The 13,185-nt window shown below is 73.4% G+C and carries 17 protein-coding genes; 15 read left to right on the forward strand and 2 right to left on the reverse strand.

The window, feature by feature from the left end; translation table 11 throughout:
• Window positions 1-158 precede the first annotated feature (158 nt).
• On the reverse strand, window positions 159-797 hold the full coding sequence (locus tag KV557_RS20515; protein ID WP_218202311.1) for a TIGR03085 family metal-binding protein: 639 nt from the start codon (window positions 795-797) through the stop codon (window positions 159-161).
• 92 nt (window positions 798-889) lie between these two features.
• A complete protein-coding gene (locus KV557_RS20520; protein ID WP_218202312.1) occupies window positions 890-1,465 on the reverse strand; it encodes a hypothetical protein in 576 nt (191 codons plus the stop codon).
• A 106-nt stretch (window positions 1,466-1,571) separates the two neighbouring features.
• Between KV557_RS20520 and KV557_RS20525 the strand changes: the two genes are divergently transcribed.
• From KV557_RS20525 to lgt, 15 genes are all read left to right on the forward strand, one after another.
• The gene (locus KV557_RS20525; protein WP_218202313.1) at window positions 1,572-2,045 is read left to right on the forward strand and encodes a hypothetical protein; all 474 of its coding nucleotides are present in this window, start codon (window positions 1,572-1,574) and stop codon (window positions 2,043-2,045) included.
• Window positions 2,046-2,111: 66 nt separating this feature from the next.
• The gene (hisI, locus tag KV557_RS20530; protein WP_153460342.1) at window positions 2,112-2,483 is read left to right on the forward strand and encodes a phosphoribosyl-AMP cyclohydrolase; all 372 of its coding nucleotides are present in this window, start codon (window positions 2,112-2,114) and stop codon (window positions 2,481-2,483) included.
• Between the two features lie 31 nt (window positions 2,484-2,514).
• Entirely contained in the window at window positions 2,515-4,038 is a 1,524-nt protein-coding gene (locus KV557_RS20535; RefSeq protein WP_218202315.1) for an anthranilate synthase component I, read from the forward strand.
• A gap of 64 nt (window positions 4,039-4,102) precedes the next feature.
• A complete protein-coding gene (locus KV557_RS20540) occupies window positions 4,103-4,579 on the forward strand; it encodes a Uma2 family endonuclease (protein ID WP_218202318.1) in 477 nt (158 codons plus the stop codon).
• A 26-nt stretch (window positions 4,580-4,605) separates the two neighbouring features.
• Window positions 4,606-5,211: a TIGR02234 family membrane protein gene (locus KV557_RS20545; protein WP_308129989.1), complete on the forward strand. Its 606-nt coding sequence runs from the start codon at window positions 4,606-4,608 to the stop codon at window positions 5,209-5,211.
• A 137-nt stretch (window positions 5,212-5,348) separates the two neighbouring features.
• Window positions 5,349-5,612: an HGxxPAAW family protein gene (locus KV557_RS20550; RefSeq protein WP_218202319.1), complete on the forward strand. Its 264-nt coding sequence runs from the start codon at window positions 5,349-5,351 to the stop codon at window positions 5,610-5,612.
• Between the two features lie 105 nt (window positions 5,613-5,717).
• Window positions 5,718-6,158, forward strand: coding sequence for a DUF2752 domain-containing protein (locus tag KV557_RS20555; RefSeq protein ID WP_218202322.1), 441 nt, complete (start codon window positions 5,718-5,720; stop codon window positions 6,156-6,158).
• Between the two features lie 316 nt (window positions 6,159-6,474).
• A complete protein-coding gene (trpC, locus tag KV557_RS20560) occupies window positions 6,475-7,281 on the forward strand; it encodes an indole-3-glycerol phosphate synthase TrpC (RefSeq protein ID WP_218202324.1) in 807 nt (268 codons plus the stop codon).
• A 10-nt stretch (window positions 7,282-7,291) separates the two neighbouring features.
• Entirely contained in the window at window positions 7,292-7,549 is a 258-nt protein-coding gene (trpM, locus tag KV557_RS20565) for a tryptophan biosynthesis modulator TrpM (protein WP_218202511.1), read from the forward strand.
• Between the two features lie 49 nt (window positions 7,550-7,598).
• On the forward strand, window positions 7,599-8,855 hold the full coding sequence (trpB, locus tag KV557_RS20570; protein ID WP_218202326.1) for a tryptophan synthase subunit beta: 1,257 nt from the start codon (window positions 7,599-7,601) through the stop codon (window positions 8,853-8,855).
• A gap of 2 nt (window positions 8,856-8,857) precedes the next feature.
• Window positions 8,858-9,667, forward strand: coding sequence for a tryptophan synthase subunit alpha (trpA, locus tag KV557_RS20575; RefSeq protein ID WP_218202327.1), 810 nt, complete (start codon window positions 8,858-8,860; stop codon window positions 9,665-9,667).
• A gap of 211 nt (window positions 9,668-9,878) precedes the next feature.
• Window positions 9,879-10,124, forward strand: a complete 246-nt coding sequence (locus tag KV557_RS20580; protein ID WP_218202329.1) for a hypothetical protein — start codon at window positions 9,879-9,881, stop codon at window positions 10,122-10,124.
• 314 nt (window positions 10,125-10,438) lie between these two features.
• Window positions 10,439-10,999, forward strand: coding sequence for a MauE/DoxX family redox-associated membrane protein (locus tag KV557_RS20585; protein ID WP_218202331.1), 561 nt, complete (start codon window positions 10,439-10,441; stop codon window positions 10,997-10,999).
• A gap of 59 nt (window positions 11,000-11,058) precedes the next feature.
• Window positions 11,059-11,922, forward strand: coding sequence for a DsbA family protein (locus KV557_RS20590; RefSeq protein WP_218202333.1), 864 nt, complete (start codon window positions 11,059-11,061; stop codon window positions 11,920-11,922).
• A 152-nt stretch (window positions 11,923-12,074) separates the two neighbouring features.
• Complete coding sequence (gene lgt / locus KV557_RS20595) at window positions 12,075-13,094, forward strand: prolipoprotein diacylglyceryl transferase (RefSeq protein WP_218202336.1); 1,020 nt, start codon at window positions 12,075-12,077, stop codon at window positions 13,092-13,094.
• Window positions 13,095-13,185: the final 91 nt, after the last annotated feature.

Below are 13,185 nucleotides of genomic sequence, written 5' to 3' on the forward strand. Positions count from 1 at the left end.
AAGAGGGCATACGAGTTGAGAGTGGGGGACGGGAGTTCAGCGGTGTGCTCTTCCGATCTTCGCCCCTCGGCATGCCGTGGGGCGACACCCGAATTACTATCTCCCTGGCTTTGTTCATGATGCGTCGCCCCTCCTTGTCCGAGGCGGGGCGACGCGGGCTACGGCAGCGGCAGCGCGTGCCGCAGGGCCTCGATGGCGTCGGTGGGGCCGTCGACGGTGAGGGTGGTGCGGGCGCCGCGGCCGTAGACGAAGAGGATCAGCTCGCCCGGGTCGCCGGTGATGCGGACGGTGGGGGAGCCGGCCGGGCCGACGGTGAGGGAGCGGCCGTCGGGGTGGCGCAGCTCCAGTCGGACGGGGGAGCGGCGGCCGGCCTCCAGGCGGGCCAGCAGGGGGAGGCGGCGCCACAGGGCCTCGGCGCGGCCGGGCGGCACCGGCTGCGGCGTCCAGTCGTCCTCGGCGCGCAGGACGTCCTCGGCGTGCACGAAGTACTCGACGGTGTTCGCCGCCTCGTCCGCGCCGGGCAGGGCGAAGAGGGAGAGCAGCGGCGGGCCGGAGCGGAACAGCTTCAGCAGTTCCTCGTACGGGCGCTCGGCGTACGCCGACTGCACCCGGTGGGTCCAGCCCGCGAGGGCGCCGACGCGGATGCCGGCCGCCGCGTCCGTCCGGCGTTCCCGGATCACCAGGTGGGCGGCGAGGTCCCGGGTGGTCCATCCGGCGCAGAGGGTGGGCGCGTCCGGCCCGGCGGCGGCGAGGAGTTCGGCGAGGCGGTGACGCTCGGCGAGGGCGTGGTTCGACATGGCGCCACCCTAGGGCTTGGCGGCGGACTCCGGCCTGCCGGGCGACGGGCGGACGACGGGAGTTCGGCGACAGGCCCCGGACCGTCGGCGGCTCAGCGCAGGTGGCCGGTGAGCTTGGGGCCGCCCTGGTGGTTGCTGACGGTCAGGGCGCAGGTGTAGTCGCGCCAGCCCTGCTGGTAGTTGGCCATCGTCGGGCCGAGGGGGCGGCCGTAGTAGGTGCGGCCGTCGCCCTGGCGGGCCTTGGCAGCGGTCTCGGCCTCCTTGCAGCCGTCCAGCACGGCCAGGTTGATCTTGAGGTCGCCGGTGAGGCCCTCCGGCAGCTTGAGGTCGGCGATCACTTCACCGTCGTGCGCGCCCTCGCAGGGCCGCTCCTCCGACTTGGTGAGCACCGGGCTGAGTTGGGGGTGGTCGAAGCAGGTGCCGACCGGGAAGAAGGGGTACGGCGGGGTCCGGGTCGGCGTCGGGGTGGGGGTCGGCGTGGGCGTCGGGGTCGGGCTGGCCGTGGGGGTGGGCGGGGGCGGCGCGGCGGCCGGCTTCTTGTCCTCCGGCCACAGCAGCACGGTGGCCACCACCGCGAGCAGCGAGACGAGGACGGCCCCGACGGTGAGGACCAGGCCGCGGGACGGGCGGGAGTCGGCGGCTGCGGGCGGCGGCTGCTCGGAGGTCATGGCCACGAGAATGGCCCAACCCGGGGCCTCCCGGCAGGCGGTTGGCCGAACTCGTCCCCGTACCGGATAGGCTCCCGGCGGCACGACACGATCCCGGGAGTTGGGAATGCGCGTCGGAATCACCGGCCACCAGGGCCTGTCGGGCGGCATCACCGAGATGCTGGTCCGCGGGGACCTCTGGAAGCTGGTCACCACCTTCGGCCCGTACGAGCTGGTCGGCGTCACCTGCGCCGACGAGGGGCCGGACAGCTGGTTCGCCCGGTCCGTCCTGGACCACGGCGGCAAGCTGGAGATCATCGTCCCCGCGAGCGCGTCGGTGGTCGGCAGCGCCGACGACCGCCACCGGCCCACCCGGCTCGCGCTGATGAACGAGGCGAACGCCGTCCACTGGCTCGCCGCCGCCGAGCGCGGCGGCCTCGGCGACGACACCGGGCGCGCCCTGGTCGGCATGATCGACGAGCTGATCGCGGTCTGGGACGGCGAGCCCGGCAGCGAGCCGGCCCGGGTCGCCGCCCTGGCGCAGGAGGCCGGGCTGTTCGTCCACCGCATCTGGCCGGCCGGCTGCGAGCGGGAGGGTTAGGACAGTTCGGTGGCCGAGATCCGGACGGCGGACCGGCGGTAAAGGCAGGGCTGACACAATGGCCCCATGTCCACCACACCCGCCGCCCCCGGCACCACCGCCCTGGCCCCCGAGATCGCCGCCCGCCTCAAGCGGACCGAGGACGGACTGCTCCCGGCCATCGCGCAGCAGTACGACACCGGCGAGGTGCTGATGCTCGGCTGGATGGACGACGAGGCGCTGCACCGCACACTCACCACCGGTCGCTGCACCTACTGGAGCCGCAGCCGCCGCGAGTACTGGGTGAAGGGCGACACCTCCGGCCACGTCCAGGCGGTCAAGTCGGTGGCGCTGGACTGCGACGGCGACACCCTGTTGGTGAAGGTCGACCAGACCGGCGCGGCCTGCCACACCGGCGACCGCACCTGCTTCGACGCCGACGTGCTCCCGCTCGCCTGATCCCCCTACGACCCCGAAGGTGCCGCCCGCCATGGATCTCGAAGCCTTCCGCAAGCTCGCCGTCGACACCCGGGTCATCCCGGTCACCCGCAGGCTCCTCGCGGACGGCCTCACCCCGATCGGCCTCTACCGCAGCCTCGCCGACGAGCGGCCCGGCACCTTCCTGCTGGAGTCCGCCGAGCAGGGCCGCAGCTGGTCGCGGTACTCCTTCGTCGGCGTCCGCAGCGCCGCCACGCTCACCGCGGACCCGGACGGCACCGCCCGCTGGCTCGGCACCCCGCCGGTCGGCATCCCCACCACCGGCGATCCGCTGCAGGTGCTGCGCGCCGCCCTGGACGCGCTGCACACCCCCCGGCACACCGACGACGGCCTCCCGCCGCTCACCGGCGGCCTGGTCGGCTACCTCGGCTACGACATCGTCCGCCGGCTGGAGAAGCTGCCCGACCTCAACCCGGACGACCTGAAGCTCCCCGAGCTGACCATGCTGCTCGCCACCGACCTCGCCGTGCTCGACCACGCCGACGGCACGGTGCTGCTGATCGCCAACGCCGTCAACCACAACGACCTGGCCAGCGGCGTCGACGAGGCCTACGCGGACGCGGTGGCCCGGCTGGACGCGATGGAGGCCGACCTGCTCAAGCCGGTCGACCCGGGCCTGGCCACCTTCACCCCGGCCGGCCCCGGCGAGGCCCGCTCGCCCTTCGGCGGCGCGCCGTACCGGGCCGCGGTGGACGAGATCAAGGAGCGGATCCGGGCCGGCGAGGCCTTCCAGGTAGTCCCCTCACAGCGCTTCGAGGCGCCCTGCCCGGCCTCCGCGCTGGACGTCTACCGGGTGCTGCGCACCACCAACCCCAGCCCGTACATGTACCTGTTCCGCTTCCCCGGCCCCGACGGCACGGCGGAGGGCGGCTTCGACGTGGTCGGCTCCAGCCCGGAGGCGCTGGTCAAGGTCACCGACGGCGAGGCGATGCTGCACCCGATCGCCGGCACCCGGCACCGCGGCGCCACCCCGCACGAGGACGCGGCGCTGGCCGCCGAACTGCTCGCCGACCCCAAGGAGCGGGCCGAACACCTGATGCTGGTCGACCTCGGCCGCAACGACCTCGGCCGGGTCTGCGAGCCGGGCAGCGTCGAGGTGGTCGACTTCATGCAGATCGAGCGCTACAGCCACGTCATGCACATCGTCTCCACCGTCACCGGCCGGGTCGCGCCCGGACGGACCGCCTTCGACGTGCTGACCGCCTGCTTCCCGGCCGGCACCCTGTCCGGCGCGCCCAAGCCCCGCGCGATGCGGATCATCGAGGAGCTGGAGCCCACCCGCCGCGGCCTGTACGGCGGCTGTGTCGGCTATCTGGACTTCGCCGGGGACTCCGACACCGCGATCGCGATCCGCACCGCGGTACTGCGCGACGGCACCGCGTACGTGCAGGCCGGCGCGGGCGTGGTGGCCGACTCCGACCCGCACGGCGAGGACACCGAGTGCCGCAACAAGGCGGCGGCCGTGCTGCGGGCCGTCGCCACCGCCAATACGCTGCGGACGCCGGAGCTTTCATAGGTCCGCGGTAGGCCCGCGTTTGTGGGCCGCGTCTGTTCGCACGTTCGGGAGGAAGGCGGCCGGGATGTCCGAGATGCCGCACGACGAGCGGTGGTGGGAGATCGTGCTCAGCGCCGCCGTGCAGATCAGGGACGAACTGGCCGGCCACGGCCGGGTTCTGTCCCGCGTGCCGATCGACTTCCCGGCCGCTCCCGGTGGCCTCGCCCCCGGCCTGGCGGTGATCGCCCCGGGTGCCGGACGGAATGCCCGTGGGCGCTTCGAGGGGACGGACGTCGAGGCGGTGCTGGAGGTGGCGGGGCCGGGCGGTGAGCACGGGACGCCGGCGCGCGTCTACGCCGAGTGCGGGATCCCGCTGTTCGTGGTGATCGACCCGGCGGCCGGCGTCTGCACGGTGCACACCGCCCCCGCCCCGGGCGGGGTGTACCGGGAGGCCGAACGGGTGCCGTTCGGCAATGACCTGTTTCTGCCGCTCGGCGATCGGACGCTGGTGTTGCAGACCGACGAGTTCCCGATCGAGCGGCCCACCCCGGGTAAGGCGTGAGACACCGGCCGGGGGATAGTGGACGGGTGAGCGCTCCTGACCAGACCCCCGTACCCGCGCCGACCCCGGCCGCCCGGTCGAGCCGGCGGACGCTCGGCGTGATGCTGCTGCTGACCGTGCTCGGCGCCGTCCTGGTGCTGACCGCGGCCGGCCGGGACTGGGCCCAGGGCCGGGCCGGCACCCTGGAGGTGTCCGTCACCGGCGGCAAGATCTCCGAACTGCCCGGCGGGCTGGCCCTGGTGGGGCTGGCCGCGGCCGTCGCGGTGTTCGCGGTGCGCGGCGTCGGCCGGATCGCGGTCGGCGTGCTGACCCTGCTGGCCGGGCTCGGCGTGGCCGCCACCGCCGTGGCCGGCGCGGGCGACACCACCGCGCTGGACGGCGAGGCGGCCCGCAAGCTCGCGCTCGCCGGCTCGACGGCCACCGAGGTCGGCCACACCGGCTGGCCCTGGGCGGCGGTGGCCGGCGGGGTGCTGCTCGCCCTCGCCGGGCTGCTGACCGTCCGGTTCGGCCGCGGCTGGCCGGCCATGGGCAGCCGCTACGAGGCGCCCACCCGCACGGCCCCCGCGACGACGGACACCCCGGCCGACCTGTGGAAGGCCCTCGACCGCGGCGAGGACCCCACAGCAGTCTGACCCCCGGCCGGCGTGTGACGCGATAGACCCGCCACCCGCTTTGGGGTGCCGGTGTGTGGCCCGGCACAATGGATCCCGTCAACCCGCCGGCGGCCCCGCAGGCCCGGCCGGGCCCCGAGAGCCAAGGAGCACCATCGATGGCAGCAGCAGCACACGGCCACAACCCCGCCGCCTGGACCGGCGTGATCATCTCCTTCATCGGTTTCGGCATCGCGGGTGTCGCGATGATCCTTCCGTCGCCGCTGCTGGTCGTGGCCGGCCTGGCCGTCGTCCTCGTCGCCGGTGTGATCGGCAAGGCCATGGCGATGGCCGGCATGGGCAAGCAGCCGAGCCCCCACGTGTACAAGTCCGTCGAGGAGCAGACCGAGGCCCGCGCCGCGCGCGCTGCCGTCGCCGCCTGAGGACACAGCCCCTCGGAAAACGGAACAGTCGCACGACTGAACGGCGGGCGCGCCACGCCCGCCGTTTTCGTTCGCTCCGGGCCCGCGCCGGGCAGAATCGGGGGCGTGAACGCCGCCCCCACCGCCTCCGCCCCGCCGCCCGTGCTGCGGCGGCTGGGCCCGCCGCTGGCCGCGCTGGCCGCGGTGGCCATCCCCGCCGTGTACGTCTCCGTGGTCGACCCGAACGCGCCCGGGCACTACCCGAACTGCCCGTTCCTGGCCGCGACCGGCTGGTGGTGCCCCGGCTGCGGGGGCCTGCGCTGCGTCCACGCGCTCAGCCACGGGGACCTCACCGGCGCGCTGCACGACAATGCGGTGGCGGTGCTGCTGTTCGCGGTGCTCGCGGTGCTCTGGCTGCGCTGGGCCTGGGCCGCGCTGACCGGCGGCCCGGGGCCGAGGGTCTCGGTCGGGTCGCGGCGCTGGGCATTGATCGCGCTGCTGGTGGTCGTGTTCACGGTGGTGCGGAACCTGCCGATCGGGGCGGGGCTGGCACCGCCGCTGGTCTGAGCCGGCCCCTGGCCGGCGCACCTGCCAGGGCGTGGGTGGAGAAGCGGTGAAGTCCCAGTTGGGAGCCGCCCCGAGGGGCGTCCGGTCCGCGAGACGCACGCCGGGCTGATGCGCCCCGCGCCCCCGGGTGCCGATACCATCGAAGAGCCGACGGGCCTTTGCCCAGACGGCTCCTCGCCGGCGAACTGGCAGACATGATGGGGGCACTGCACGTGAGTGAGCGATGGGGGCACCCCCGGCCGAAGGCTGGGGGAGAGCGAACAATCGACAGGTGCGTGTTGCGCGCAGCGCCTGCTGAGCGAAGCGAGGTGGGCGCATGAGTGTGCTCGACACGATCATCGAAGGGGTCCGCGAGGACCTCGCCGAGCGGCAGGCCCGGGTCTCCCTGGACGAGCTCAAGGAGCTCGCCGCCAAGGCGCCGGAGGCCAAGGACGGCGTCGCCGCCCTCAAGGGCGACGGGGTCCGGGTGATCTGCGAGGTGAAGCGCTCCAGCCCGTCCAAGGGCGCACTGGCCGCGATCGCCGATCCGGCCGCCCTGGCGATCGACTACGCGGCCGGGGGTGCCGCCGCGATCAGCGTGCTGACCGAGCAGCGCCGCTTCGGCGGATCGCTGGCCGACCTGGACGCCGTCCGCGCCGCGGTGGACACCCCGCTGCTGCGCAAGGACTTCATCGTCACCGCGTACCAGCTGTGGGAGGCCCGCGCGCACGGCGCCGACCTCGCGCTGCTGATCGTCGCGGCCCTCGACCAGTCGGCCCTGGTGTCGCTGATCGAGCGCGCCGAGTCGATCGGCCTCACGCCGCTGGTCGAGGTGCACGACGAGGAGGAGATCCGGCGCGCGGTGGACGCCGGCGCGCGGATCATCGGCGTCAACGCCCGCAACCTCAAGACCCTTGAGGTGGACCGCAACACCTTCGGCAACGTCGTCCACGCCATCCCGGACGGCATCGTCAAGGTCGCCGAGTCCGGCGTGCGCGGCCCGCTGGACGTGATCTCCTACGCCAACCTGGGCGCCGACGCGGTGCTGGTCGGCGAGTCCCTGGTGACCGGCAAGGACCCGCGCGCCGCGGTCGCCGACCTGGTCGCCGCCGGGGCCCACCCCGCCGTCCGGCACAAGGACTGACCCCGCCGCCATGAAGATCGCCAGCCGCCTCGAACCCTCCGGATGGTCGGGCTCTGCCTCGACTGCGCGGTGGGCGGGTGCCGCGTCCTCGTACCTCGGACGCGACCCCCACCCTCCGCTGCGTCTCGGCGCCGCCCTCCGGAACGGCTGCCGCCCGCGCGGCTGCCGCGCGCCCGCACGCCGGGTGCTGGGGCGGCGGGTGCGGTACGTCATCGGCTGCGAGCCCGGGCAGGTGCAGGGGCGGCGATGGCGCGGGACGCTCGGCTGATCCTCAGCCACGAGACGTCACTGTCGTCATCTTCCCGAAGGACTTCACCATGTCCGAAAAGGACTACCTGCCCGGCGCCCAGGTGCCGGACGCCCGCGGCTACTTCGGCGCCTACGGGGGCCGCTTCATCCCGGAGGCGCTGGTCGCCGCCGTCGAGCAGGTCGCCGAGGAGTACGAGAAGGCCAAGGCCGACCCGGCCTTCGCGGCCGAACTCGACGGCCTGCTCAAGGACTACACGGGCCGCCCGAGCCCGCTGACCGACGTGCACCGCTTCTCCGCCGAGGCGGGCGGCGCGCGCATCCTGCTCAAGCGCGAGGACCTCAACCACACCGGCTCGCACAAGATCAACAACGTGCTGGGCCAGGCCCTGCTCACCAGGCGGATGGGCAAGACCCGGATCATCGCCGAGACCGGCGCCGGCCAGCACGGCGTGGCCACCGCCACCGCCTGCGCGCTGTTCGGCTTCGACTGCACCATCTACATGGGCGAGGTCGACACCCAGCGCCAGGCGCTGAACGTCGCCCGGATGCGGATGCTCGGCGCCGAGGTGGTGGCCGTCAAGTCCGGCAGCCGCACCCTCAAGGACGCCATCAACGAGGCGTTCCGCGACTGGGTCGCCAACGTCGACTCCACCCACTACCTGTTCGGCACGGTGGCCGGCCCGCACCCGTTCCCGATGATGGTCCGCGACTTCCACCGGATCATCGGCGTCGAGGCCCGCCAGCAGGTGCTCGACCGCACCGGGCGGCTGCCCGACGCCGTCGTTGCCTGCGTCGGCGGCGGCTCCAACGCGATGGGCATCTTCCACGAGTTCATCCCGGACGCCGACGTGCGCCTGATCGGCTGCGAGGCGGCCGGCGAGGGCGCCGACACCCCCCGGCACGCCGCCACCCTCACCAAGGGCGACCCCGGCGTGCTGCACGGCTCGCGCACCTACGTCCTCCAGGACGAGGACGGCCAGACCATCGAGTCGCACTCCATCTCGGCCGGCCTCGACTACCCCGGCGTCGGCCCCGAGCACGCCTGGCTCAAGGACACCGGACGGGCCGAGTACCGCCCGGTCACCGACGACGCCGCGATGCAGGCGCTGCGCCTGCTGTCCCGCACCGAGGGCATCATCCCGGCCATCGAGAGCGCCCACGCGCTGGCCGGCGCCCTGGAGCTGGGCCGCGAGCTCGGGCCCGAGGCCACCATCCTGGTCTCGCTCTCCGGGCGCGGCGACAAGGACATGCACACCGCGGCCCAGTACTTCGGCCTGTACGACGAGCAGCCCGCCGCCGACGACGCGGGCAACGGGGGTAAGTGACCATGGCATCGAAGCTCAGCGGAATCCTGGCCGCCGCCAAGGCGGAGAACCGGGCCGCACTGATCGGCTACCTGCCGGCCGGCTTCCCGACCGTCGACGGCGGCATCCGGGCGATCAACGCGCTGATCGAGGGCGGCTGCGACGTCGTCGAGGTCGGCCTGCCGCACTCCGACCCGGTCCTGGACGGCGCCGTCATCCAGACCGCCGACGACATCGCGCTGCGGGGCGGCGTGCGGATCAAGGACGTGCTGCGCACCGTCCAGGAGGTCGCCACCGCGCACCCCGAGGCGGCGGTGCTGGTGATGACGTACTGGAACCCGGTCGAGCGCTACGGCACCGCGCGCTTCGCCGCCGACCTGGCCGCCGCGGGCGGGACCGGCTGCATCCTGCCGGACCTGCCGGTGGAGGAGTCGGAGGAGTGGCGCAAGGCGGCGGACGCGCACGGGCTGGACACCGTGTTCGTGGTCGCCCCCAGCAGCAAGGACAAGCGCCTGGCCGAGGTCACTGCGGCCGGCAGCGGCTTCGTGTACGCCGCCGCGGTGATGGGCGTCACCGGCACCCGCACCCAGGTCGGCTCGCTCGCCGAGGACCTGGTCGCCCGTACCCGGGCCACCACCGACCTGCCGGTCTGCGTCGGGCTCGGCGTCTCCAACGCCGAGCAGGCGGCCGAGGTGGCGGGCTTCGCGGACGGCGTGATCGTCGGATCCGCGTTCGTGAAGCGCATCCTGGACGCCGACGGTGACGAGCCGGCCGCGCTGGCCGCCGTCCGTGCCGTGGCCGGCGAGCTGGCGGAGGGCGTGCGCCGCCGCTGACCCGTGGCTGACTGACGGCCCGTCGCTCCGTGTGGAGCGGCGGGCCGTCGGTTTTGGGAGAGGGTGACGGTCCGTCCGGCCTTGCCGGGAACCCGAACGGGTGAACACTGGCGGGCACACGCATCAGCCGGGGTTGACCGGCGTTGAGTGGTGGGACGAGTGCACGAACGACGTGCCACGGGGGTTGCCGGGCGAGCGAAGGGGTGAGCCGGTGCGGGGTCTCCATCGAGCCGTCCTGCTGCGGGCGGCGGCAGCCGCGCTGGCCCTCGGCGCCGCCGTCGGGGCGCACGCCGAGGTCGGGCAGGCGCTGGCCAGGGCGGGTGCCGAGCGGGCAGGCCGGGACGCGTCCGCGTGTGCCGAGGCGGCCCGCTGGGACGCCGCCGTGCGGGCCGGCCGCTCGCACCACGAAGGCCGGGCCGATCTCGTCGACCCCGGCCGTCCGCCGCAGTGTCATTAGGGCCCGTCTTCAAACTCCCGCCTGCGCGCCGACGCCTGGGCACGCACCTCGCCGCGTTGTCGTCGGTCGCCGATGCTCCGCATGGACTCCCTCCTCCGCCTTGCGATGCACGCACCCAGACGCCGCCACGCCCGCCCTCCGGGCGGACGACGGGAGTTTGAAGACGGGCCCTGGCCGAGCGCACGTTCGGGTCGATTCGGACAGACCGTCATCAGGTGTCACCCATACGGCTTAATTCCTGAATATGGAGGAACCGGGCTTCATCCCTTACGGTTCATCAGGATGTGAACGAGTTTCCCGAGGGGGGTTCCCTGATGGCCGGCCCGGCAGCGCAGCCCGGCGACCCCGCGCCCGCAGTGCCCGAAGACTCCACGCCCGCAGTGCCCGCAGGTCCCGCGTCGGCCGCGCGGCGCGCCGTGCCGGCGTGGACGGCATGGCTCGGCACCGCCGTCCGGCTCGGGCTCGCGGTGGTCTGGGGCTGGGCCGGACTGGCCAAGATCGCCGACCCGGCGGAGGCCGCCCAGGCCGTCCGCGCCTACGAGATCCTGCCCGAGGGGCTGGTCAAGCCGGTCGGCTACGCGCTGCCCTTCCTGGAGCTGGCGCTCGCCCTGCTGCTGGTGATCGGCCTCGGCGTCCGGCTCGTCGCCGGTGTCTCCACGCTGCTGCTGCTCACCTTCATCGCCGGGATCGCCTCCGCCTGGGCGCGCGGCATCTCGATCGACTGCGGCTGCTTCGGCGGCGGCGGGCACGTGGACGCCTCGCAGACCGAGTACCTGCAGGAGATCCTCCGCGACACCGGGTTCCTGCTGCTGGCCGGGTGGCTGCTGTGGCGGCCCCGCACCAAGTTCTCGGTGGACGGCTGGCTGGCGAGCTGACCGGCCGGTCCACCGCACCCCCACCCCCGACCGAGGTCCTCCCGATGGATGTCAAGGCAATGAGCGAGAAGAACCGAGAAGGCAAGCGCACCGCCCGCGAGCGGATGCTGGCGCAGCGGGAGGCCGACGAGGCCGCCTCCAGGCGCAGGAAGAAGCTGATCGTGGGCGGTTCGGTGCTCGCGGTGATCGCCGCCGCCGTGGCCACCGGCGTGGTGGTGCAGAACGAGCGCTCCAAGCCGGAGACGCCGGCCGCCGCCCCCGCCGGGACCGTCGGAGACAAGAACCTGGTCATCCCGGCCGGCGCCGCCAACTCCCCGGCCGTCCTCACCGTCTACGAGGACCCGCGCTGCCCCGCCTGCGGCCTCTTCGAGCGCGAGTTCTCGCCGACCGTCGACCAGCTCGAAGACGCGGGCAAGATCTTCACGAACTACCACATCGTGTCGTTCATCGACCGCGCCGTGCCCGGCAAGGGCTCCAAGACCGGCGCCAACGCGCTGGCCTGCGCCCAGGACGCCGGGCACTTCCGGGACTTCCACGACGTGCTCTACCGCAACCAGCCGGACGAGACCAGCGACGCCTTCGGCAACAAGGCCGTCCTGATCAACCTGGCCAAGCAGGTCAACGGCCTGGACATGCCCACCTTCGAGTCCTGCGTCAACGACAACAAGTACGGCGGGTGGGTGTCCTCGGTGCAGCAGGACTTCGACAAGTCCAGCTACAAGTCGACCCCGACGGTGCTGCTCAACGGCCAGCCGATCTACCCGAAGAACGGCACCGAGGAGATCACCCCGGCGAACCTGGTGAAGTGGGTGGACGCCGCCAACCAGGGCAAGCAGCTCGGCACCCCGGGCTCCAACGGGCAGACCCCGGCGCCCACCAGCACTGCCTCGGAGACCAACAACCCGTCGCCGAACGCCGGTTGAGCCCCGTACGCGGCCCGGTGCCGCCGCCCCCTCCCCGTCCGGAAGGGGCCGGCGGCACCCGTTCCGGGCGGCCGCGACTGCCCGTTGTTCGGTTTCTGTGACCCCCTGGGGTGCCCGGCGGGGGCCGCCGACCCTGTAGCGTCGGAGCTGCCATGGATATCGCCTACATTCCCAGCCCGTCGCGGGGCGTCCTGTACCTCGGACCGATCCCGCTGCGCGCCTATGCCTTCTGCATCATCCTCGGTGTCGTCGTCGCCGTCTGGCTCGGCAGCAAGCGCTGGGTCGCCCGGGGCGGTGCCAAGCACACGGTCGGCGACATCGCCGTCTGGGCCGTGCCGTTCGGCCTGGTCGGCGGCCGGCTGTACCACGTGATCACCGATGGCGGCCGGCTGTACTTCGGTGAGGGGAAGAACCCCTGGAACGCCCTCAAGATCTGGGAGGGCGGCCTCGGGATCTGGGGCGCGATCGCGCTGGGCGCGGTCGGCGCCTGGATCGGCGCCCGCCGCCGGGGTGTGCCGCTGCCCGCCTACGCCGACGCCATCGCGCCGGGCATCGCCCTCGCGCAGGCGATGGGCCGCTGGGGCAACTACTTCAACCAGGAGCTGTACGGCCGGCCGACCACGCTGCCGTGGGGCCTGGAGATCGACAAGACGCTGCCGAACGGCGAGGTCGTCAGGGGCGTCTACCACCCGACCTTCCTGTACGAGTCGCTCTGGTGCGTCGGCGTCGCGCTGCTGGTGATCTGGGCGGACCGGCGCTGGAAGCTGGGCCACGGCCGGGCCTTCGCGCTGTACGTGGCCGCGTACACGGTGGGCCGGTTCTGGACCGAGTGGCTGCGGATCGACGACGCGCACGTCTTCTTCGGCCTGCGGCTGAACGACTGGGTGTCGATCGCGGTGTTCCTGGCCGCGGTGGCGTACCTGGTGATCGTCGGGAAGAAGCGGCCCGGCCGGGAGGACCCGGCGAGCATCGACCCGGCCGCGCACGAGGAGGCCGCAGCGGAGAGCCCAGCCGAGAAGGCCACCTCGGCCGAGAAGGCTGCCCCGTCCGAGAAGGTTGCCGGGGCCGGTGAGACCGCCGAGCTGTCTCAGCCGGCGGACAAAAAGGTGGACGCGCCGGCCACCGCCGCGACCGCCGAGAAGACCGGCAAGGACGCCAAGAACCTGACCTGACCTGGGACGATACCGCCCCTTCGGCCGCCCCCGCGACGCTCGCGGAGGGCGGCCGACGTGCTGTTCGGACAGCCTTACTTTGCTGGAAATG

The sequence above is a fragment of the Kitasatospora aureofaciens genome, assembly GCF_019192735.1.
In the GTDB taxonomy this organism is placed as follows: Bacteria; Actinomycetota; Actinomycetes; order Streptomycetales; family Streptomycetaceae; genus Kitasatospora; species Kitasatospora aureofaciens_A.